The sequence below is a fragment of the Candidatus Nitrosotalea sinensis genome (genome assembly GCF_900143675.1).
In the GTDB taxonomy this organism is placed as follows: domain Archaea; phylum Thermoproteota; class Nitrososphaeria; order Nitrososphaerales; family Nitrosopumilaceae; genus Nitrosotalea; species Nitrosotalea sinensis.
The window spans coordinates 369,540-390,101 of the sequence record NZ_FRFC01000003.1; the positions used below are offsets into that span (position 1 = coordinate 369,540).

At 34.8% G+C, this 20,562-nt stretch carries 30 protein-coding genes; 19 read left to right on the forward strand and 11 right to left on the reverse strand.

Annotated features, from left to right (window positions below; translation table 11 throughout):
- Nucleotides 1-113 precede the first annotated feature (113 nt).
- Nucleotides 114-824: a hypothetical protein gene (locus tag NSIN_RS03705; RefSeq protein WP_101009443.1), complete on the reverse strand. Its 711-nt coding sequence runs from the start codon at nucleotides 822-824 to the stop codon at nucleotides 114-116.
- 112 nt (nucleotides 825-936) lie between these two features.
- Here NSIN_RS03705 and NSIN_RS03710 point away from each other — a divergent pair, with 112 nt between their 5' ends.
- Entirely contained in the window at nucleotides 937-1,290 is a 354-nt protein-coding gene (locus NSIN_RS03710; RefSeq protein WP_101009444.1) for a hypothetical protein, read from the forward strand.
- A gap of 230 nt (nucleotides 1,291-1,520) precedes the next feature.
- On the opposite strand, the gene NSIN_RS03715 is transcribed toward NSIN_RS03710, so the two are convergent.
- Both NSIN_RS03715 and NSIN_RS09655 read right to left on the reverse strand, forming a co-directional pair.
- Complete coding sequence (locus NSIN_RS03715) at nucleotides 1,521-2,609, reverse strand: N,N-dimethylformamidase beta subunit family domain-containing protein (RefSeq protein ID WP_101009445.1); 1,089 nt, start codon at nucleotides 2,607-2,609, stop codon at nucleotides 1,521-1,523.
- Nucleotides 2,610-2,775: 166 nt separating this feature from the next.
- Nucleotides 2,776-2,910: a hypothetical protein gene (locus NSIN_RS09655; RefSeq protein ID WP_281259590.1), complete on the reverse strand. Its 135-nt coding sequence runs from the start codon at nucleotides 2,908-2,910 to the stop codon at nucleotides 2,776-2,778.
- Nucleotides 2,911-3,063: 153 nt separating this feature from the next.
- On the opposite strand from NSIN_RS09655, the gene NSIN_RS03720 reads away from it, so the two are divergent.
- The 5 genes from NSIN_RS03720 to NSIN_RS03740 all read left to right on the forward strand — a co-directional run bounded on the left by NSIN_RS03720 (nucleotide 3,064) and on the right by NSIN_RS03740 (nucleotide 6,558).
- Nucleotides 3,064-3,402, forward strand: coding sequence for a hypothetical protein (locus NSIN_RS03720; protein ID WP_101009446.1), 339 nt, complete (start codon nucleotides 3,064-3,066; stop codon nucleotides 3,400-3,402).
- 28 nt (nucleotides 3,403-3,430) lie between these two features.
- On the forward strand, nucleotides 3,431-4,252 hold the full coding sequence (locus NSIN_RS03725) for an ATP cone domain-containing protein (protein WP_101009447.1): 822 nt from the start codon (nucleotides 3,431-3,433) through the stop codon (nucleotides 4,250-4,252).
- A 95-nt stretch (nucleotides 4,253-4,347) separates the two neighbouring features.
- Complete coding sequence (locus NSIN_RS03730) at nucleotides 4,348-4,692, forward strand: helix-turn-helix transcriptional regulator (protein ID WP_101009448.1); 345 nt, start codon at nucleotides 4,348-4,350, stop codon at nucleotides 4,690-4,692.
- 87 nt (nucleotides 4,693-4,779) lie between these two features.
- Complete coding sequence (locus tag NSIN_RS03735) at nucleotides 4,780-5,625, forward strand: CBS domain-containing protein (protein WP_133124046.1); 846 nt, start codon at nucleotides 4,780-4,782, stop codon at nucleotides 5,623-5,625.
- A gap of 42 nt (nucleotides 5,626-5,667) precedes the next feature.
- The gene (locus tag NSIN_RS03740) at nucleotides 5,668-6,558 is read left to right on the forward strand and encodes a malate dehydrogenase (RefSeq protein ID WP_101009450.1); all 891 of its coding nucleotides are present in this window, start codon (nucleotides 5,668-5,670) and stop codon (nucleotides 6,556-6,558) included.
- Between the two features lie 5 nt (nucleotides 6,559-6,563).
- Here the strand turns inward: NSIN_RS03740 and NSIN_RS03745 are convergent, their stop codons facing one another.
- The gene (locus NSIN_RS03745) at nucleotides 6,564-7,052 is read right to left on the reverse strand and encodes an Hsp20/alpha crystallin family protein (protein WP_101010030.1); all 489 of its coding nucleotides are present in this window, start codon (nucleotides 7,050-7,052) and stop codon (nucleotides 6,564-6,566) included.
- A 149-nt stretch (nucleotides 7,053-7,201) separates the two neighbouring features.
- Between NSIN_RS03745 and NSIN_RS03750 the strand changes: the two genes are divergently transcribed.
- Together NSIN_RS03750 and NSIN_RS03755 are read left to right on the forward strand one after the other, a co-directional pair.
- Nucleotides 7,202-8,029 carry a CBS domain-containing protein gene (locus tag NSIN_RS03750; RefSeq protein WP_245871891.1) on the forward strand — a complete coding sequence of 276 codons (828 nt, stop codon included), beginning with the start codon at nucleotides 7,202-7,204 and terminating at the stop codon, nucleotides 8,027-8,029.
- A 7-nt stretch (nucleotides 8,030-8,036) separates the two neighbouring features.
- Nucleotides 8,037-8,471, forward strand: coding sequence for a CBS domain-containing protein (locus NSIN_RS03755; RefSeq protein ID WP_101009452.1), 435 nt, complete (start codon nucleotides 8,037-8,039; stop codon nucleotides 8,469-8,471).
- Between the two features lie 25 nt (nucleotides 8,472-8,496).
- On the opposite strand, the gene NSIN_RS03760 is transcribed toward NSIN_RS03755, so the two are convergent.
- Both NSIN_RS03760 and NSIN_RS03765 read right to left on the reverse strand, forming a co-directional pair.
- The gene (locus NSIN_RS03760) at nucleotides 8,497-8,934 is read right to left on the reverse strand and encodes a DUF6328 family protein (RefSeq protein WP_101009453.1); all 438 of its coding nucleotides are present in this window, start codon (nucleotides 8,932-8,934) and stop codon (nucleotides 8,497-8,499) included.
- 12 nt (nucleotides 8,935-8,946) lie between these two features.
- The gene (locus NSIN_RS03765; RefSeq protein ID WP_101009454.1) at nucleotides 8,947-9,396 is read right to left on the reverse strand and encodes a CBS domain-containing protein; all 450 of its coding nucleotides are present in this window, start codon (nucleotides 9,394-9,396) and stop codon (nucleotides 8,947-8,949) included.
- Between the two features lie 126 nt (nucleotides 9,397-9,522).
- Between NSIN_RS03765 and NSIN_RS03770 the strand changes: the two genes are divergently transcribed.
- From NSIN_RS03770 to NSIN_RS03780, 3 genes are all read left to right on the forward strand, one after another.
- Nucleotides 9,523-9,969, forward strand: coding sequence for a universal stress protein (locus tag NSIN_RS03770; protein WP_101009455.1), 447 nt, complete (start codon nucleotides 9,523-9,525; stop codon nucleotides 9,967-9,969).
- Nucleotides 9,970-10,026: 57 nt separating this feature from the next.
- Complete coding sequence (locus NSIN_RS03775) at nucleotides 10,027-10,452, forward strand: universal stress protein (RefSeq protein WP_101009456.1); 426 nt, start codon at nucleotides 10,027-10,029, stop codon at nucleotides 10,450-10,452.
- Nucleotides 10,453-10,592: 140 nt separating this feature from the next.
- Complete coding sequence (locus NSIN_RS03780; RefSeq protein ID WP_101009457.1) at nucleotides 10,593-11,171, forward strand: hypothetical protein; 579 nt, start codon at nucleotides 10,593-10,595, stop codon at nucleotides 11,169-11,171.
- A 59-nt stretch (nucleotides 11,172-11,230) separates the two neighbouring features.
- Here the strand turns inward: NSIN_RS03780 and NSIN_RS03785 are convergent, their stop codons facing one another.
- The gene (locus NSIN_RS03785; protein ID WP_101009458.1) at nucleotides 11,231-12,121 is read right to left on the reverse strand and encodes a hypothetical protein; all 891 of its coding nucleotides are present in this window, start codon (nucleotides 12,119-12,121) and stop codon (nucleotides 11,231-11,233) included.
- 146 nt (nucleotides 12,122-12,267) lie between these two features.
- Here NSIN_RS03785 and NSIN_RS03790 point away from each other — a divergent pair, with 146 nt between their 5' ends.
- Genes NSIN_RS03790 through NSIN_RS03800 form a run of 3 tightly spaced genes read left to right on the forward strand, consistent with a single transcriptional unit; the run spans nucleotide 12,268 to nucleotide 13,969 of the window.
- On the forward strand, nucleotides 12,268-13,149 hold the full coding sequence (locus NSIN_RS03790) for a cobalamin B12-binding domain-containing protein (RefSeq protein ID WP_165775233.1): 882 nt from the start codon (nucleotides 12,268-12,270) through the stop codon (nucleotides 13,147-13,149).
- An 8-nt stretch (nucleotides 13,150-13,157) separates the two neighbouring features.
- A complete protein-coding gene (locus NSIN_RS03795; RefSeq protein WP_101009460.1) occupies nucleotides 13,158-13,487 on the forward strand; it encodes a pyrimidine dimer DNA glycosylase/endonuclease V in 330 nt (109 codons plus the stop codon).
- A gap of 14 nt (nucleotides 13,488-13,501) precedes the next feature.
- Nucleotides 13,502-13,969 carry a hypothetical protein gene (locus NSIN_RS03800; RefSeq protein WP_101009461.1) on the forward strand — a complete coding sequence of 156 codons (468 nt, stop codon included), beginning with the start codon at nucleotides 13,502-13,504 and terminating at the stop codon, nucleotides 13,967-13,969.
- Between the two features lie 74 nt (nucleotides 13,970-14,043).
- Here the strand turns inward: NSIN_RS03800 and NSIN_RS03805 are convergent, their stop codons facing one another.
- Nucleotides 14,044-14,799 (reverse strand): cupredoxin domain-containing protein, encoded by a 756-nt coding sequence (locus NSIN_RS03805; RefSeq protein ID WP_101009462.1) that lies wholly within the window; start codon nucleotides 14,797-14,799, stop codon nucleotides 14,044-14,046.
- Between the two features lie 175 nt (nucleotides 14,800-14,974).
- Between NSIN_RS03805 and NSIN_RS03810 the strand changes: the two genes are divergently transcribed.
- The gene (locus NSIN_RS03810) at nucleotides 14,975-16,270 is read left to right on the forward strand and encodes an NRAMP family divalent metal transporter (protein ID WP_245871892.1); all 1,296 of its coding nucleotides are present in this window, start codon (nucleotides 14,975-14,977) and stop codon (nucleotides 16,268-16,270) included.
- Between the two features lie 66 nt (nucleotides 16,271-16,336).
- Nucleotides 16,337-16,504, forward strand: a complete 168-nt coding sequence (locus tag NSIN_RS03815; protein ID WP_165775234.1) for an LPXTG cell wall anchor domain-containing protein — start codon at nucleotides 16,337-16,339, stop codon at nucleotides 16,502-16,504.
- Here NSIN_RS03815 and NSIN_RS03820 read toward each other — a convergent pair.
- Complete coding sequence (locus tag NSIN_RS03820) at nucleotides 16,498-16,890, reverse strand: hypothetical protein (RefSeq protein ID WP_101009464.1); 393 nt, start codon at nucleotides 16,888-16,890, stop codon at nucleotides 16,498-16,500. The two genes, NSIN_RS03815 and NSIN_RS03820, sit on opposite strands and share 7 nt — an antisense overlap.
- Nucleotides 16,891-17,275: 385 nt before the next feature.
- On the opposite strand from NSIN_RS03820, the gene NSIN_RS03825 reads away from it, so the two are divergent.
- The 3 genes from NSIN_RS03825 to NSIN_RS03835 all read left to right on the forward strand — a co-directional run bounded on the left by NSIN_RS03825 (nucleotide 17,276) and on the right by NSIN_RS03835 (nucleotide 19,147).
- On the forward strand, nucleotides 17,276-18,262 hold the full coding sequence (locus NSIN_RS03825; RefSeq protein WP_133124047.1) for an FxLYD domain-containing protein: 987 nt from the start codon (nucleotides 17,276-17,278) through the stop codon (nucleotides 18,260-18,262).
- Between the two features lie 28 nt (nucleotides 18,263-18,290).
- Nucleotides 18,291-18,755, forward strand: a complete 465-nt coding sequence (locus NSIN_RS03830; RefSeq protein WP_101010034.1) for a phosphopantetheine adenylyltransferase — start codon at nucleotides 18,291-18,293, stop codon at nucleotides 18,753-18,755.
- A gap of 80 nt (nucleotides 18,756-18,835) precedes the next feature.
- Complete coding sequence (locus tag NSIN_RS03835) at nucleotides 18,836-19,147, forward strand: hypothetical protein (RefSeq protein WP_101009466.1); 312 nt, start codon at nucleotides 18,836-18,838, stop codon at nucleotides 19,145-19,147.
- 3 nt (nucleotides 19,148-19,150) lie between these two features.
- On the opposite strand, the gene NSIN_RS03840 is transcribed toward NSIN_RS03835, so the two are convergent.
- Both NSIN_RS03840 and NSIN_RS03845 read right to left on the reverse strand, forming a co-directional pair.
- A complete protein-coding gene (locus NSIN_RS03840) occupies nucleotides 19,151-19,432 on the reverse strand; it encodes a hypothetical protein (protein WP_101009467.1) in 282 nt (93 codons plus the stop codon).
- 1 nt (nucleotide 19,433) lies between these two features.
- Nucleotides 19,434-20,549 carry a tryptophan--tRNA ligase gene (locus tag NSIN_RS03845; RefSeq protein WP_101009468.1) on the reverse strand — a complete coding sequence of 372 codons (1,116 nt, stop codon included), beginning with the start codon at nucleotides 20,547-20,549 and terminating at the stop codon, nucleotides 19,434-19,436.
- Nucleotides 20,550-20,562: the final 13 nt, after the last annotated feature.

The window sequence follows — 20,562 nt, forward strand, 5'->3', positions numbered from 1 at the left end:
TAATTTTATCATAATAATCTTTCTTCACTCCTATGTCAATAAGGGAATTTTGTAACGAGTCTCACAGAGTTTGAATCTTACAGGGATTTGATGAAAATCAACTGTAATTTTGCTTATTGGTCTTTGGACTTTGGTACACTCTGTTTTACAGAATCAAAAATATTTTTTATGATTTTATTTCGTTCATCTTCTGAAACGTCATAATCTGGATCTATATTTCGCCGATAACTTAGAATCAAATCATCCAATAAAGAACGTAGTTCCAGTCTAGATCTGTAGATATACTCGTGAAATTCTGTGTCTTTTTTTAATCCGTATTTTTCTACGGTTTCATTTAGTTTTATACCTCCAATCCTGGCGGATATGATTTCTGATAATATGTACCCAACACCACCAAAAGTAGCAATAAGAAGATATGAAACCGAGGGAGAAACACTGTAAACATCTTTTAAGAGGGCTGGGATTGTTGATCCGCCAATTGCAACACCTGAAAGTCTAGGCAATATGCTCTGTAATGAACCGGTAAAACTCTGCAATTTTTTATACATGTCAATCTCATTTGTTTTGAGAGTTTCAATCATGTCAAAATTGTTGTTTCTGTGTCTTACTATCAAGGCAAGTGTTCTACTAGATGCCAGTAATGAAGTAGCTATGTCATTGGCATAAGCTAGTTGATTATTATCCATTAGTTTTTGTTTAATTTCTATGAAATGCGATTCCGCCCGCTGTGCAGTTTCTTGTTCCTCGACAGAGTCTGCATATTTGCCTGAAATCGACCAAGCAAGACTTATTATTGATTCTGGATCAGGCGCCCAATTTGCCATTGATGAATCAATCTTGTTTGTTATAGTAAAGAGTGATGCAGTTTACCAATTTTGAGAATCTGCTATCTTTTTATATTTTTGTACTGTACAGAAAATGAGTGGATAATATTAAATGGTAAATGAAGTCGAATGGGTTTACTTTGAAACTGACACTACAAATTACTATTGGCAGGATAAAGAAATTTCTGTGACCGTGTATGGAACAATTAGATCCGGTATGGACGGTCCAATAGACATTATTCTAACAGGACCAATAGGGGATGCCAATCCAGCTCACCAACCTAGATCTGACAGACCTGTAAATGCGGTTCTAAGTAGATGCGAATTTCCTGAAGTTGGATGTTTTAAACAAGTTATCCGAATGCAAAAAAGTAGCTGGCCGTATGACGGAAAATATCAACTAACAGCAAAATATGGCGGAGTAGAATCAAAACCCATCTGGTTTTATGTTGATACAAACAGTTAGTATTCTCAAATACTGTAAGTGGTAGTTCTCCAGAACTCGTAAATTTATGTTGAATGTGGAGAGTATTGCTCTAAATGTACCTGTTATTTCAAATTCATTAAACAATAAAAAATTAAGGAAAAGTGATTGGTTTTCACCCTAATCACCTGATTATTTTACGGCGCGGAAATCGAGATGTAGCCCCCTCAGATGGAGGAGAAACCCTCCGGTCCACTCTCTGTATTTAATTTTCAATAATCTTTCATAATTTTCAGTATTGTCATATTGGTGAAAATCATGTTTTCAGGATAACAATCAAGCATTATGCCATTGTCTATTGGATGAAAAGAAGTATGAGCGCAATTTGTATTGTATTCTTTTTCACTATTGTCAAATTTCCATCCAAGAGCATTACGATCTTGTGGTGTAGGATATCCATGTCCTTTAACTAGGGTGATGGTATCATTGCTGTAATCTACACTCACTTTGGCATATAATGGATTTGCATATAGGTAAATCACTTTTGGATGATGTGTTATTGCATCAAATTCCTGCTGAGTGACATATTCGTTATGTAATACGACTATTTTCTCATATTGATTCAAAATTTGAGGATTCTGGTCAACATCAAGATCTGTTATGGTATCATATCCAAGTAATTGCAATGTACCTACTGCATTCTGACTTGCAGAAAATCCACCTGGTCTATCAAACAAGATTTTTTTTGTCAGACAACTAGAATCACAATCTCCTCTGTAATATGTATAAAATCCTGGTTCCCAATATGCTGTAGATGTAAACAAAGGAACTATGACAGCAGCACTATGTGGCTTGTCCCATAATGCAATCTTGTCGTACGTTCCGTTTGTCATGAGATCTGGTTTTAATGCAAAATGAGCTTCCATTGGTACATGCGTACCGTTTATGATGCGAAAATCTTTTGCATATGCGTATATTTGAAACAATGGGGAGAATCCATGATAATTTATAGTAGCCAAACCTCTTTTGTCTATTGCATTAAGAAGTGAATCTGAAACTGTAATTGAATTTGTATTAATGAGGTATTCAATAGATTTCTCAAAATCTTCTTCAGTGATCTTGTTATCAGCATAAAATGTTGCTACTTTTTTGAACCATCCTGGAACTTTATAGTCAGAACTGGGATTTGTATTTGAACTACTTACCATGTTTGTTTTAATCAGATATGCTACTGATATCAGAAATTGTTTGTCTGTAGTCTTGTTCTCAGACCACCATTTGGCAGTATTTTTTACCCATTGTGGGATCTCTGGTGGGTCTATTTGTGCATGAGCAAGATTAGATGATACAAGTACAGACATGAGAAAGAAAACAAATAACAAATTTATGTAAAACCTTGTTTGTTTCAAACCTATGTGCCCCTGATGGATTTTGAAACAACATGTCAGGTTTATAATGATATGTAAAATCAAACTATTTTTTCGTCTATTGTTGATGTTTTTCAATCTGTATGACGTCTCTCAAAATCTAGTCTGAAGATTCTTCGAATTTCTCATCTTGTTCGTATCCTTCTGCTAATTCTGCTTGGTGTAGTTCTTCTTTTGCCTTCTCATGTTCCCATTCTAGATCATCTTCTTTCTTCTTTGATTTTTTATCTTTCATGATACAAAAAATATCTATTTAATATTAGAATCATTATCATAATTTTCATAGATAGTTTATACAATTTAGATTCTGATATGGAAAAGTCACATTCATTATCAAACGTGATAATCAGGTTTTCTCTTTAATTATTTACTATGACTGTTATATTCCATGTCAAATACTGCAGAAATGATCTACGATGGTTTTCTCTCAAATGTAGAGAAGGCACTAGGAAAAATCGACGTAGAGCTTGGTTTACAGATAATGCTCTATGAAAGAAAAATGCCAGACGCATATCCAATGGTGGAACTTGAGATCCATTACAAAAATGGAGTTGATATTTCTGATAAGGTCTCATACATAAGAAACAGGTATGGATTTCTAGTAGCAGCTCATGATGACAATGAAGTTCTTGCTAGAGGAACTATGAACATAACAATGCTTCAGGAAATTGCACAGGATCCACAGGTTGAAAAACTAACAGGCTCTGCTTCTGTAGCATCATATTAAAACGGACCTCTAATCTTATACATGTAGGATGAGAAAGCGAGGTTTTGTAATAAAGTCTGATGGTAGTTCTGTACCATTTGACTTTAACAAAGTCAAGACTACGTGTATAAGAGCAGGGGCTAATAACAAACTAGCAACACAAGTAGCACAAAAGATCTCTAAACAAATATTCCCAGGCATAACCACGCGTCAAATCTATCGAATGGTCTTGGATATCCTTGCTCTAAATGCTGAGAACAGATTGATAGGACATCGATATCGTCTCAAAGAATCCATTATGCAGATGGGTCCTGCGGGATTCTCCTTTGAAAATTATGTTAGCGCAGTACTTGAGGCACGTGGATATGAGATAAAATCCAAAAGATCTGCGGTACAGGGAACATGTGTGTCTCATGAAATAGACATTATTGCAGTACGTGATTCACATATTCGATATATGGTGGAATGTAAATTTCATAATTCGCCTGGTATCTATACTGGAATAAAAGAATCATTGTATACTCATGCACGATTTCTGGACTTGGCTGGGAAGTTTGACAAAGAAATACTTGTATGCAATACTAAAGTATCTCATGAAGCCATAACATACGGTATGTGTATTGGCCAAGAGGTCCTATCTTGGCGTTATCCTCCAGAACATGGTCTTGAAAAAATTATTGAAGATAATGGACTTTATCCTATCACAATACTTGGGCTAAGGAAGAAAGAATTGGACGCATTCTCACAGAATAATGTCATGCTGGCAAGAGATTTACTAGACATGGATCTTCCCAAATGGTCCCAAAAATTGTCTATCTCTGTGTATAGATTAGAAACACTACGAAATCTTGCAAGGCAAATGATTAGATGATGTAGTCCATGGCAATCTAATGTGCGCACAAATTGTATGCACTGTCGTGCAATGCGGTCCTACTTGTTATATCAAATTAGCAAAGTAATGTAGACATGCAAGTGTTATTACACGGCAAACCCGTACAAGAAGAAACAACCAAAGACGTCCTCCTTGAAATCATGGCAGACAAGTATTCTCGTGCTATACTTGAATCTACTATGGATGTGTCCAAATCAGCTCTTGAATTAAGTAATGACTGTGGAATCCCCATCAGCACTGCTTATAGAAGAGTACAACAACTCCATACTCACAAACTTCTGGGCATATCAGGCTCAATCAATGAAGATGGAAAAAAGTACTTTTTGTATAAATCTAAAATCAAATCCATTGTAACATGTTTTAACAATGGTATGCTTGATGTTGAAATTGTTCCTAATTCTGTAAATTTACAGGATTAGAACAAACCAAATTTTATATCCAAACCAAACCTGATAATCATAAAATCATTTTAAATCTTGTATGGTAGAAAATATTGTGCTGGAAATATGTCTTACACCAAGAATGTGATAACATTACATCCTGATAGCAGCATTCATGATGCATTACTTCTTATGAATAACAATGACATAAAGAGAATTGTCATTATTAGTGACGGTAATCCTGTTGGTATTGTAACTGAACGTGATATAGGCAAGTTTCTACAAAATGATAAAACATCTAGAATGTTAAACCAAATACATCTTGATGAAATCATGAGTAGGAATCTCTTTACTATCTCAAAAGATCAAGATGAAATTCTAGTTCAATGCGCTATACGTATGGATGCATTTCAAATAAGCTCTATTGTTGTTGTAGATGAAGAAAAACTAGAAGGAATTGTCACAAAATCTGATTTGGTTAACAATTTCTCAAAATTATTTACTGGTTTGTACAAGGTTAAAGATTACATGAATACAAACATAATCACATGCAGAAAATCTGATTCACTGTTATTTGCTCTTAACATGTTAAATAGAAACAAGATATCAAGACTTGTTGTCACTGATAATGATGGAAAACCGGTTGGTATAATCAGCTATGATACATTCTTGCGAAACAGTCCTTATTTTAGATCTGGAGCCGAAAATACAAGGGAATATCTTCTTCCAAAAACCTCTGCAAGGGGATTGTTTGTAAATGACGTTGTTGGTAATGAGCTTCTGACAATAGGGTATAACGATGATCTTGCAAAAGCAGCAAAATTAATGTCTGAATATAAAATAAGTGGAATACCGGTAGTAAATGAAAATGGAGATCTAGAAGGAGTAGTTACCGCTACTGACATAGTGCGTGCCTATCATGAAGTAAAAATCCATGCTGTAATTCAAAGAAACGATCCTCATTTTGCGTGATATCTAGAAAAACTCTTTTTCTAGGGTCTGTATTCTAGTTATATGATTTCAATAATTGGTGCTGGCAAGGTAGGTTCTGCAATTGGATTTCTTTCAGCCTCTGCATCTCTTGATGATATTGTTCTAGTGAATAGGAACAAGAATAAGGCTATGGGGGAAGCACTTGATATTGTAAACGTAGTACCAAAAAATTCTACAATATCTGTTACTGGTACAGATGACTATGAGAATATTGCAGGGTCTCAGGTTGTTGTAATCACTGTAAATGCAGGAAAAATAGTCACTGATAGATCTGATCTAATCCAATATAATATTCCAATAATAAAAGACATTTCAAAAAAGATTGAAAGATATGCTAGCAATGCCAAAGTTATAGTGATTACAAATCCTGTGGACGTTATTACATATTGTATTTTACAAGAAAGTGGATTGTCTGTAAAAAATGTAATTGGAATGGGCTCTAGTCTAGATTCTGATAGATTCAGATATGCCATATCAAAAACACTACACACAAACCAATCTGGAATTGAATCTATTGTATTAGGAGAACATGGAAATTCGATGGTTCCAATATTTTCAACTGTTAAACTTGATGGGAAAGCAATACATTTTGATAAAAATCAAATGACTGATATCACAAATGAGGTAAGAAATTATTGGAGACCTTTGACAGAATTAAAGGGCGCGTCTGTCTTTGGTGCTGCAAAACATTCCTACGACATCATAAAAGCAATAATGAAGAATGAATCATTAGAAGTACCATCCTCTGTGATGTTGCATGGGGAATATGGCATATCTGATGTATGCATGGGAGTTCCACTAGTGATAAATAAGAATGGTGCATCCATTAAAGAAATTGATCTTGATGACTCTGAACATGATATGCTTGTTAAATCATCTAATGTAATAAAAAACAATATAAAAAAAATCTAAAAGAATTATTGCACTGGAATTGACGAACCTTTTGATTTGGGTGTAGGTGTAACTTTTGGAATCTCAATATTTAGGATTCCATTGTTCATCTTTGCTTTTGCCTTTGATGAAGACACTTTCTCAGGCAAAGACAATGTCCTGTAATATGACGTCTCTCTTCTTTCTTTTCGTACATAATTCTTCTTTTTCTCATCTGTCTCTTCTTTATGTTGTGCTGAAATCTCCACTGAATTCTCAGTTATGTTCAATTTGATTTCGTCTTTTTGGATGCCTGGCATGTTTGCATTGATCATGAATTTGTCTCCCTCATCTATTATGTCACATGACATTGCAGATGTGGGAAAAGACGGAACACCTATGTGTGGAAACATGGATAGTGAACGCTCCAAATCTCTTCTAAAGTTGTCAAAAACCCTGTCCATTTCCAACCAGCCAGCTTTCCAATATGGCGAAATCTCATTGGAGACTTCTGATTTTTTCTGTGGCTTGTCCATTTGGAGCATATTTTTACAAAAATGTATTTTAGTATTAGACTAGTTTATCATATTTGATAATCATTTTTGAAAATTGCAAAAGTACTCTTATCTATCACTGATTTGTTCATATGTTATTGAAATTAAAAAATTCTGATATTCACCAAATAATGAAACGGGCAGTAGTAACGTCTCCTAAAACCTCACTTCTTGATGCGCGATCTATGTTGCTACGACACCGAATAGGCAGGCTTGTCGTAACTGAAAATGAAAAACCGGTAGGAATCATAACTGAAAAAGATTTAGTTCGATCGATATACCGTATGGATAACAAATCAATTGAAAACATGCAAGTAAATGATGCAATGACAAAAAAGCTTGTTACTGTTACTGAGGACGCTACTATGTATGACTGTGCAAGATTAATGTTGAATCACAAGATAAGCTCGATAATTGTATTGAAAAAAGACTCGAGCTTGTTTGGAATAATAACAAAAACCGACATGGTCTCGGTATTTCTAACCCAGGCAGCAGAATCTATTTCTGTATCGAAAGTTATGACAAAACCTGTAATCACTGTAAAAACGGCCGATTCTCTTCTATATGTGGAAAGTGTATTAATGAAAAATAAAATATCACGCGTGGTAGTAAGTAGAAATAGAAAGCCAGTTGGAATAATCACACATCGTGACTTTATTCCTGCGAAAATCCCTCTATGGTTACGGCAATCTGGTGATCCTAAGGAAATAGAAAATTATCAGATGGCAGAAAAACCACACGAGTTTAAATCAAACCAATTAAGTTATCTTGGTACTTTTATTGCGGCAGATATTATGACGCCTAATCCAATCACTGTTGATGTAAAAGAAGATGTATCTGAAGCATCATTGTTAATGATACGCCATGGAATAAGTGGTCTTCCAGTAGTGCAAAAATCATTACTTGTAGGCATAATAACTAAAACTGATATAGTAAAGGCAATATCTTTAGGTAATTAGAACAAACATGACAGAACTAGTTCACAATATAATGAAAAAACAAGTGGTTACAGTAGATTCCTCTATCTCTGTAAAAGACGCTGCAAAAATTATGGAAGATACAGGTGTGGGATGTGTTATTGTAATGGAAGAAAATGTTGCAATTGGAATATTGACTGAGAGGGATTTTGTGCGAAGGATAGTAGCCCATGCAAAACCCCTGTCCACTTCTGTAAAAGATGTAATGTCGTCACCTCTCATTGTGATTAATCCTGATGAAAGTGTGTGGGAATTAGCTGAAATCATGAAACTCCGAAGAATTCACAAGGTTCCTGTTGTGCGTGACAATAGATTAGTTGGGATTGTAACTACAACTGATCTCACAAAACTATGCAGTGCAGGTTCAGACTCTGAAATGCGTCGAGTTGCTGATCAAATTCTTTTACGAATGAAGAAATCTTAAAGACCTGATATCTAAAAACACTTGATTACTTTCTTAATCTGTAAAATACATAAATCAAAATAAATGGAATTGTTCCCAATGCAAATGAAATTGTGATGTTTTCTACCAGCGATCTTGTTGCAAGTTGTAATCCTAAAAATAATGTAATCATTGCAGGAATCAATCCAAATAATGTAAAGCGATGACTTCGTTCCTTGAATTTGTCAAAATCAAGGTATGGATATTCCAAGTGGTGATAAATTACAGGCATTATGAACAAGACTGCTGATATGGTGATAGAAAATAATGATATCAAAAGTATGATCTTGTCTATGAAAATAAAATTTTTTGGGGGATTGATTGCAATGTTCAACAAGAATCCAAACAAAAATGCAGAAAAGGTTGTTAAAATAGCGTTTTCTCTTAATACTGAACCATAATCTGGGGATAGCTTATCATCTCGTCTGTCTTTATTTTCTCCCATGTACACAATACGTTATCTATCCCAATATTCATGTTCTTCGAATAGGCTCTCGTATAGATCCTTTTTGTATTCTGATGAATCTGTAACCAGTGTATTGAGATGTTTTAAAAAGTCTGTTATGGTGATTATTCCTACAGGATGTGCATTATCCATTACTACTACATGTCTAATTTTATTCTCAAGCATAGTCTGTGCTACATCATCTGCAGTTGAAACTGTTGAGACTGTGACAAATGGTGAGGACATTATCTGTGACGGACTCATGTCTGATGCCTTTTTATTCTGTGAGATAATCTTTGATAGATAATCTCTTTCAGTGATTATTCCGCACGGTCTATCATCTTTGGTTAAAACAATACAGCTGATATTGTTCTTGTTCATTATTTTTGCGATTTCAGTTGTAGATGAACTAGTCTCTATCGTAATTACTTTTTTTGACATAATGTCGCGTGCAGTTGTCATGAGGAGTCTTACCTATCTTGATATAAAATCACTGGCAACATTATCATATTTGATAATTAAATAAAATCAATTCTGATAATGCATACATTCATTAAAATATCATTATGACTAGACTGTAACTGTAACATGGTTATACGAAATATCTTGGTGCCATATGATGGAGCCGCTCTATCTAAAAAAGCTTTGGAACTAGCAAAGGATATAGCAAGAAATTTCACGGCAGATCTAACTATCTTGATGGTGATCCCTGTTTATTATCCAATAAGCGACTCTGTATTTTCTGGTGCTGCTGTCATGAATTATCAGGAAATTGTAAAAACCCTGACTCAACAAGGAGAAAAGGAGCTTACTAAAGTTGTAGAAAAATGCAGGCAAGAAGGAACCAAGACATCGTATAAGATTGTCCATGATGATGTATCTAATGCAATATTAAAACATGCAAAAAAATCAAAAACTGATATGATAATCATGGGAAGTAGAAGGCTCACTGGAGTATCTTCTATAAAGCGTCTTGGAAGCACTGCAAGACATGTTTCAGAACATGCTCAGTGCCCAGTAACTATTGTACATTGAAACCAGTTTTGATAATTGTAAGATCTGTTAATATTCTTCAATATTCTTTATTATTCTATGAAACAAAAAATTAGCAAGATCTTGGTTGCACTTGATGGCTCTGAAAGATCATTTAAGGGTCTACATGAAGCGATATACCTTGCAAGACAATGTGGCTCTACTATAACAGGTCTATGTGTAACTCCGTATTACACAATAAGTCTTGGGCCCCTACTTACTTCTTTGAAGAATCAAACATTGAAGGAAGCAAAGCAATTCATGACTGATGCAAAAAAACTCTGCGCTCAAAATGGTATTGTATTTCATGAGAAAATAATCTACGGCACAGAATCATGGCAAATTACTGAATATGCTTCATATAGAAAATTTGATCTGATTGTTATTGCTTCTCGTGGACGAGGTCCGATGAAAAGTACATTCCTTGGAAGTGTAGCAAATGATGTTGTACACAAGTCCAAAATACCTGTATTGGTAGTCAAATAGTTTCAGGGCAATTGAAGTTTATTGCACTGAAAAACAGTATTTCAGTACAATAAACTCGTATTTTACAACTACATTTTCCCTAGTAAATAAACTGTAATTGGCATAATCTTATTACATTGCCAATTGTGTACTGTAACAAGATGGTTGTTAAAAGACAACGACATCCTCCAAAACACGAACAAACCCGGAGTATTAGCTATAGGCTTCCTGAATATATCATAAATGAGTTAGAGACAGAAGCAATGCAAAAAGAAATATCGCAAAATGTACTTGTAAAACAAATTTTAGAAAAATACGTTAAATGGGATAGATTCGCAGATAAGATAGGGATAATTCCAGTACCGAAAGAAATTTTGAGAATACTTGGCGATGAAATGAAAGGAGACGAGATAAACAAGATAATTGATGTCATGATTCCAATGATCAAAGATTGGGTCATGTTTATGAAAGGAAACTATGATCTGAAGAGAGCGATTGAAGCATTAGAAGATTATATGAGAGCATCGGGAATGACATCTGATCATAGAATAGAAGGTGGCATACATCATTTCATCATACAGCATAGTCTTGGTATAAAATGGTCTCTTTTTACAGAATATTTGCTGAAACAAATTTTCCATCAGTTTCTACCAAATATTACAATGCAATGTAAAACAACACCAAATACAACTATTGCTAGCATTGCACTTGGAGCTGAGTTTAGCGAACATGATTACTAGTTATCGCGCTCTCTGATATTGCATAAAAAATTTCTTCTAAATGTAGATAATAAAAAATCTCACTGAAGGTTTAACTTCAGTGGTATTGAGGTACTGCCAAATGGTTCTCCTATTTTTAGATAGTATTGCTTTGATGGATCAAAGTCAAATCCTCCCACATGTTCTTTGCTGTAAAAGTTCCAATCTATTGCAACAGGTTTGTGGTATACTAATTCTAGATGGCCAGATGTAAGAGAAAATATCGATGGTGGATAATCTCCTTGCCCGTCTGACAAATGATAGTTGCATGCAAAAGGTCCTGTGCAAAACAAATCTGGATTGTTTGATGAACTCTGGGTATTCTCTATTATTGTATGAACTATCACCATTTCACCATCACCTGTATTGATCGCATCTGCACCTGTTAGATAATAGGTCACAGGACCTACTGTATATGGTGTAGAGTTTTGCATTTTTGTTTTGAGTTCTTGTTCATTTTCTATATTTGCTAGGCATGTCTCTTTATCTGCAGGAGTACTCTCATTGTCACAACTTGTTGTATCAGAACTTACGGATGTAGTATTTGACAACTGGGTTTGATTTGAATTCTGAGATTCATTTCCTCCTTGTGATATTTGGATTATTCCTACATCTATCATGTACTGAAGGCTTGATACAAATTCCAAAGTGCTAATGGAATCATTGGCCCATCCACCCGCATTGGTTTTTACCCATTTTGGTATGTGATCAGATTTTGTAGCATTTGTATTCTGCGATGATGTTGGAATTTTGATTATGTTGCTTTGTATTAGGTATTGTATGGAACTGACAAATTCCTTGTCATTTATCTGATCTTCAGACCACCATTTGGCATTATTTTTGACCCAAGCTGGAATAGAATCTGCATATGCGTGATTTAATGCAAATCCGATGACAACTAGTGCCAAAATCATGCCAATTTCTTTCTTCATTGATTTGTTTTTGTTATTTTAGAATATAAACTAGTGACAACTAATAATTCTAGTGCCTAATATTTTTTATAAATTGTATAGATTAGTTGGCACCATGTAGAATTCTTAGCACTATTTTAAATAATGATGATATACTATCAAATTCATTGGTCTATATTCGAAGTAAAAAAATAAAAGGTATCGAATATGCGTATCTAGTTCATAGTGTCTGGGATGAAAAATTAAACACATCAAGACAAAAGACGATAAAATATCTTGGTAAAGTTTCTCATATCTCCATTGACAGCATCCCAAAAGAGTTTCAAGACATTCCTAATGTCAGGACTTTTCTTGTGAATCATAATATAGAGAATAAAATTAATGTACAAAAAGAACATACAAAGATACGAAAAATATTTTTCAATCTTCTAATTGATGGAAACCTTGAAGGAGCGATTGATGTCTATGATACATATTCAAAGTCTTTACACTTATCAAACTTCTATGACTATATTTTAAAAATTGTAATGTATGAGATTGGTGATCTCTGGAAAAACAAAAAGCTTGAGATTGCTCAAGAACATGTAGCAAGCAATACAGCGAATTCATTTGTAAAAACATTAACAGAAAGAACGTCTGCCTCACAACAGGGATGCAAGATAGTAATATGTACTCCTGAAGGAGAATGGCACAATCTTGGATGCAATGTACTGCAATCCGTATTGCAGAATAAAGGTTTCAAAGTCTTTAATATTTCTCCTTCTTTACCTCATGATTCTGTTGTAAATTATATTCTAGATGTTAAACCTGATGCTGTCTTTATTTCTGTGACTCTTGCTGAAAACCTGTCTTCCTGTAAACGCCTCATACATAAGATCGAATCAAAATCTTCTGTACCTATAGCTGTGGGTGGACTGGCTGTGAAAGAAATGAAGGACCAGAAACTTGATGCCATTGTATCTACTGATGATCTTGATAGTGTTTCTTCATTGGTGAAAACCATGATGAAAAATCAGAAAAAACCTAAACCCTATAATAAAAAAAGTTGATACTCTAATTGAGAATCTGGGATATTCCGCCAAAAAACTTGTGTCAATTACATCTTTTGGGAGAACATAGGGAATTACATGCAATTTGGACTATATTGACACAAAATAAGATGGGCTATACTCATCATCCAGAAACATTGCGCTGGAAAAACAAGTTACACGCACTGTATAATAGACATAGTTTACTAGTATCTGAAATGAAACGTCGCGGATATCACCACAAAAGTGATTTGGATAAAAGACTGGCCATAGGTTCTACAAAACAAACCAAATTTATCAATTCTCTCGAAGAACAGGTAGAAATCTTAAAAAATAAAAAATGTAAATGTAATGTCTAAGTTCATGAATTATTATGATGACACCTGATTTACTCTCTTTTGCTGTGGCATTTCTTGGTGGTCTATTTGCTACTCTTTTGATGACTGCAACAGAAATTCCATCGTGGAAGAAATGGGGATTGCAGGGTGTATTAGAATGGCATGAAAATCAAGTACTATGTGTTAAATTTTTCAAATTATCAAAATCAAATCTTCATTTCAAAGGAATTTTTTTGTTACATTTTGTAAATGGTGGTTTGGGAAGTATGGGATTTTTGTTAGCATTGTGGATATTCCCAATTGCTCTTGGAAGTTTGTTTTTCTCAGGAATACTATATGGATTATTTCTATGGGTTGTCACATTACTTCCTATCCACAAACCTATAACAGGAATATCACTACGAACTCATCCTGATGGAATACTGCCATCTGTTTCAAGTTTTATTGGTCATGTTGTATATGGGATTGCTATTGGGTATTTTTTCTTGAATCTACCTGTATAGACATATGTGTAAATTGTATTTGAAAATAAAGTTGTAATGTGAAAGATAATGCTTGGTTGGATTTGAGTGCGTACTTATGACACTGTTACTACGCCAATTCTCCAAGGATGGATAGAGCAATAGTAGTGGTATACTCCTGGTTTGGTAAACTTGTAGACAAAGGTATCACCTGTTTTTAGAACTGGACTGTTAAACATTGGGATGATGATTCCCTTGTCATTTATGCTTTGGATTGTATGGCCTATGTTGTCTTGGTTTTGCCATGTAACTGTGGTACCTCTCAAAATCTCTAGATTAAGTGGTACGAAGAATCCCACACTGGACTGTGCAGAGTTTCCATTTGGAATTGTTATACTTGCTGTAAGTGATGAACTTGATGTTCCTGCATTAAGATAGTCTTTGCTATTTGCTAGATACTCTAATAGGTAATTCTGACCATTTCCTGTCATCTCTGCACTTATCTTCCATAATGAACCTGCTCCTGATGAAATGACTCTACTTCCATCTAGAACTAGAGAATATGATATATTTTGTCTAGATGTGACTGGCCCGGTAGCATGAAATGAACCATCTCCATTATATGCAAACTGCCATCCATTTGATGCAATCTTTGCAATTATTATGGAATTCTCTGAGTTAATCATAACATAACCACTATCAACTGTTTGATTGTGCAAGAAAATCTTGACACTTGATGTATACATTTTAGGCGAGTCACCATTTATCAAAGCAAATCCTGATCCCTTTATTCCAGTCTGTGGTGAATCTGCAAATGCTGTATTAACTGCTAATATTGATACTGCAATCAAAAGTACTATGGCTAATCTCATATCTAGTTGATACTTGATAACTGGATTTTAACCGACGCTAAATTATCAACACTGATAACCATTCACGGACAATATCGTCTGTTATCAAATTCGATAATTTAGAATTCTTTTTAATTAAATGGGAGTAATTTCTAAGCATGTCTGTCTTGCAAATTCTTTGTAAAGGTGTAAGTACTTGTTTGATAGACTGAATTCCTTTTTCAAAAGCTTGGGACCGGGATTAATCACTGGAGCATCTGATGACGATCCGTCTGGAATAGCGACTTATTCACAAGCAGGGGCACAATTTGGATTTGGAATGTTATGGTTGGCATTGTTCCAGTTACCTTTAATGATTACAATTCAAGAAATGTGTGCGCGAATTGGACTTGTTACTGGTGGTGGTCTTGCAAATATTATGAAACATAGGTATTCAAAAAGTACTGTTTATCCCATAATAGGTCTGCTTCTTATTGCAAATACAATAAACATTGGAGCAGATATTGGTGCCATGTCTGCATCAATAACTCTAGTCTTACCGCAAATTCCAATAGTGGCAATCACAATACTATTTTCTGCATTTATAGTATGTATGGAAATTTTCATTTCTTATAGAAAATATGTTACTATGCTCAAGTATCTTACTCTAAGTCTGCTTGCGTATGTTGTTACGGCATTTATTGTAGGAGGGAATTGGAAAGATATTGTTGTATCAAGTATCGTACCGCATTTTGAATTTACTTCTGAATTTGTAATGTTGTTTGTTGCAATCTTTGGTACTACTATATCCCCATACTTGTTTTTCTGGCAAACTTCTCAAGAAGCTGAAGAAGATGTTGCAAAAAATAAGATATCTGAAATTGGGAAAGGTATGCCAAAAATTCTAAAAAAAGAAATCAAAACCATGCGAAAAGATGTAGCAATAGGGATGGGATTGTCACAGGTGATAATGTGGTTTATCATTCTAACTACTGCTGGAACTTTACATGTACATGGTCTTACTGATATTGCTACTGCTGATGACGCAGCTAAATCACTAGAACCTCTTGTAAAAACATTCCCTCATGCTGGAGAGATTGCAAAAACCATATTCGCTTTAGGCATAATTGGCACTGGGTTACTTGCAATACCTGTTCTAGCGGGTTCATCTGCATATGCCTTGTCAGAAGAATTTGGATGGAAAGAGGGACTAGGCAAGAAATTCAAACAGGCAAAAGGATTCTACTTGATCATTATAGCATCCACCGTTGTAGGTTTGTGGATAAACTTTACAGATGTTGATCCAATTAAAGCTCTGATATATGCAGCTGTGATAAATGGAATAATTGCAGTTCCACTCCTTGTATTTATCATGAAGATAGGCAGTGACAGAAAAATACTAGATGGTATTACTAATGGAAAAATGTCAAATTCTATGGGCTGGATTACTGTTGGGATAATGGGATTCTCAGTAATAGTCATGTTTATGACTTGGGCAAAATTGATTATCTGAGGAGTAATTATCCTACAAATATACAATTAGCATTCTTTATAGCATGGAGCGGAGATGCCAATCTTTATGGCATTTGATATAGATCAGACAATGCTTGTGTATCTCGGCATGATTACAGCAGGAATCTTCATTTTTCCAATATCGTCTGATCCTCCGTATTATCTTGTGATAGGTATAGCATTGATTGTAATAGGTGGTTTCTTGGTCTATAGAAAATCAAGAAAAACTCAGTGAGAATTTTGGAATTTTGATTGAGATTTTAATTTCTCTGTGAGTTTGCTAAATATTTCATTGTGCCCAACATCTGTAAAATTAACAGCTCCGCCTTCTCGTATTACTTGTTTTTCAAATTTTTCTTTTATGGCAAATGTGACTGAAGAATAATGTATTCTCCCCTTTAGCTTCTCCTGTACTATTGTATCAGTATCAGGAAAGGTTGCAAAATGAAATGCCACTCCTCCTGCCCAAAAGATAGTGGGAATACCTCCGCCTGCAGATCTTGCACTGGCAATTATCTGTATTATCCAATCTTCGAATTTTAGCTCTAGAACCTCGTGGATTACTAGTTGGTTCCATGGTTCTATTGTTATTTCCAAGTCTTGATTAGAACTCGAGCTCATGTTTTATTTAAATAAGAACAGACTTGAAACAAGATCGCTAAATTGTATTTATGTAAAGCCTCAGAAAGATGGATTTAAATACTATGCAAGTTTTTTGGTGGTTAGGTAATTTAGATATGCAAGATTGGAGTCAAGCCGGCGTATACATACCATTGATGGTAGGACTGATACCAGGATTCATTTACTGGTGTGTAATTACTGCACGAAAACACAAGTAAATAAAACCAAATCTTTTATCTTCTTTTTATGTTGATTTTCTAACGCTAGTTTAGTAGAACCTTCTAAACTATGTTGTATAGATTATGATATGTAGCACGTGATTAATCTCCTCATACAACATTCATTCATGAAAATGTTGTTACTTTCATCATTTTTGGCTGTTATATTGCTTACAACAAATTTTGCTTGGGCTGATCTTCCGCCATCTACAAGCCTGGGCGTTACAGTTCTTCAAACAATCTATTCACACAAGGTAAGTGACGGTACCACGCAGGTCTTCGGCGAGGTACAAAACAATCTAAGCTCACCTGTCAATGCTGTTACAATTGGGGTAACATTCATGGATGATAACTCTAATCAAATTGAATACAAGACTGGCACCACACTTCTTCAGGTAATTCCAGCTGGAGGAAAATCACCATTTATGATATCCTCTACAAGTCCTAATCCTTCCATTACTCAAGTACAGGTAAAGATTGCAGGATTCCAATCTTCTCCTGATAAGCAACAAGTGTTACAAATCTCTCCTGGAACTTTGCAAGTATCTGACAAACTTTCTATCTCTGGTACTCTTACAAACAATGGGGCACAAAAGTCTGCTAATACTAAACTCTATTTGATTTCATACGATGCGTTTCAGAGAGTAGTTGCTGTTGGAATATCTGATCCAATTACTGTCGGCCCTGGAGCCAATTCTGCATTTAGTATGACATCTGATTCTAACACACGAGCAAAATCATATGTAATACTTGCCGAATCTGATTCTTATCAATCAAAATTAATTCCTGTAACTGCCGCCCAAGTAATTTCACCTGTAATTGTAGGTAACACTGTAATAACTGACTCTAATGGCACTTCATATTCTGCAATACCATTGAATGCATCAATGAAGATATCCAGTGGAATTCAATATTTGCTTAACTCCACACAACCATTTGTCTTTTATGTTCAAATAAAACAATTTGACGGTAGATCTGAATTCATAGGAAAATCTACAGGAGTATTTCTTGGTTCACAAAATCAAACAATATCAGTAGATTGGAAACCCCAGAATGCAGGTTCTTATTTTATTGAAACATATGTGTGGAATCCTGATGCTGTCCCTCTGTCTTCCTCATCTTCATTATCCCTTAATCCTATAGTTGTTAAATGATAAAACTACCAAAACATTACTATCTGTCATGACAAAATTCAAACTTGTAGCTCTGGGGGGAACTTTTGATATTGTTCATAAGGGTCATCTTGAGTTGCTACGAAATGGCTTTTTGATTTCATCCAAAGTTATAATCGGTCTAACAAGTGATGAGTTTGCACAGAAAAAGGGGAAAAATCCATCAAATGACTATGTTACTAGATTTCACTCCCTTGAAGATGCAATTAAGAAGAATTTTCCAAATTCCAACTATGAAATAAGTAAGCTAGATAATGATTTTGGTCCTGCTGTTCTAGAAAATGATGTGGAAGCATTGGTGGTAAGTGAGGAAACTGCTTTCAAAGGTGATGAACTAAATAGACTGCGCAAAGCACGAAATTCTTCTCCAGTTGAGATAATTGTTGTACCTATGGCTCTTGCAAAGGACGGAATGAGAATATCAACAACAAGAATAAAAAAATCTGAGATTGATTCTGATGGAAACATACTTTGACTAATAACTTTTCATTCTTTGAGTAGGTTATCTAAAACTCTACAATACTTTGTATGGTGTTGAAGGAATTAACCGATAAAATGCTACATGGAATGTCATATGGAATTACTAATCTGAAGGAAGGTTTGGATCCAGAAAACATAGCACTTTGGTATAACAAAATTATTGGAGATGCAAAAGAAATGGCACCGCCATGGTTGGTAGACAAGATTGGTGTAAAACAAGATCCAATTTTATATCTCAAATTTAATCTAAATATCTCAAAAAGAGCAGTACGATATCTCATGATTGCAATAGAAAATAATCTTGATGAGATGCCATATACAACAAGATTGTATTTTCTCAAAGTTCAAGAACTGGTTACTCAGGAAATGGACAAATCTCTTGTCTGAATTTCATTCTTTTGTTATCTCTACTACATCTTCAACAACCAGAGTCGTTGTTATTCTGTTTGTCTCTTCAATTACTGATTGGATAAAATCTGCAAAAGACTCTGCCTGGGATTTATCTTTAAAAAGTATGCTGTGAGCTGACTTATCTTTCAAAGATATTATTATCTCGTTTTCAATTATCTCTAAGATTCCCTTAATGAAAATCTCATTGTCTTCTTTTATGTATATTAGGCTTGCAAGTTTCTGTGCCTCATAATTGTCTGCACATGTGATATTTCTCTTCATTTCAGTCAAACATGAATTTGTCTATCTGATCTTTAGCTTTTTCTCTCTGTTTCTTAAATTCTGCTAAGAAAGGTTTTGTAGCATCTTTTAGGTTGCACTTACACTCGCCACACAATAATTGTCCACCTTTGCATTTTCTTGCTCTTTCATCAGATTCTTTTTCTGTGTCAAAAAAGTATCTGAGATACCAAAATACGGGGCATATGCTAAAGTTTGCTCCAAGTTGTCGTTGTAGTTCCACTGTTGGTTGGCCTCCGGTAAATGTACTTGAGATCTTTTTGTCTATTGATTTGTCATCGTCTGTAGTAAAAATGGCAGTCTCTGGTATTGATGAAGACATTTTTCCTTGCATCCCAAGTCCTGGCAAAAACTTGGAATGAATTTGTGCAGGCTTGGGGTATCCCATCTTTTCTGCAATATCTCTTGTGACTCTCCAATAGGGATCTTGATCTATTGCAGCAGGTATGAGTACTGGTGTTGGTCGCCCTTCTATTATTGATGGAAGAAAACAAGGTGCTGCCTGTATTGGCGGAAATCCAATCATGCCAATGTTTGTTGAATTCTCAAATCCAAAAACTGCTTTTACAGTTGAGAATGTAATCCTCTTTGCTATCTCAAGTGATATGGGATAAATTCTCTTGATGTCTTTTGTGTCGATTAATATCTTGGTTTTTTTTGGATCAAACCCTATTGCAATTATGTCTAAAATATTTTCCTGGGTAAATCTTGAGACATCTTCCATTGTCTTCCCATCGCTATACAGAAATTTTTCATCATCAGTTAACTGGAAAATTAGATTTACATCAAATTTTTCTTGAAGATATTTTGTAAAAATCCATGGAAGAAGATGTCCCATGTGAATTCTGCCGGAAGGACCTCTTCCAGTGTACAGGTAGAACTTGTTACCTTTTTCATATTCTGTTAAAATCTTATCCAAATCTCTATGGCTAAAAAAATACCCAAGTTTTAACATGGGATGGACCTCACCAGTTATCTTTTCAATGCGAGCCTCTAATTCTGGAGAAATTTTTTCTGTACCAAACTTCTGCATGAGTTTATCATAGTCAATATCTCCTTCTACGCTCCAAGGAGTTACGGTAAACTCTTCAGATGACATTCATGATTTACTT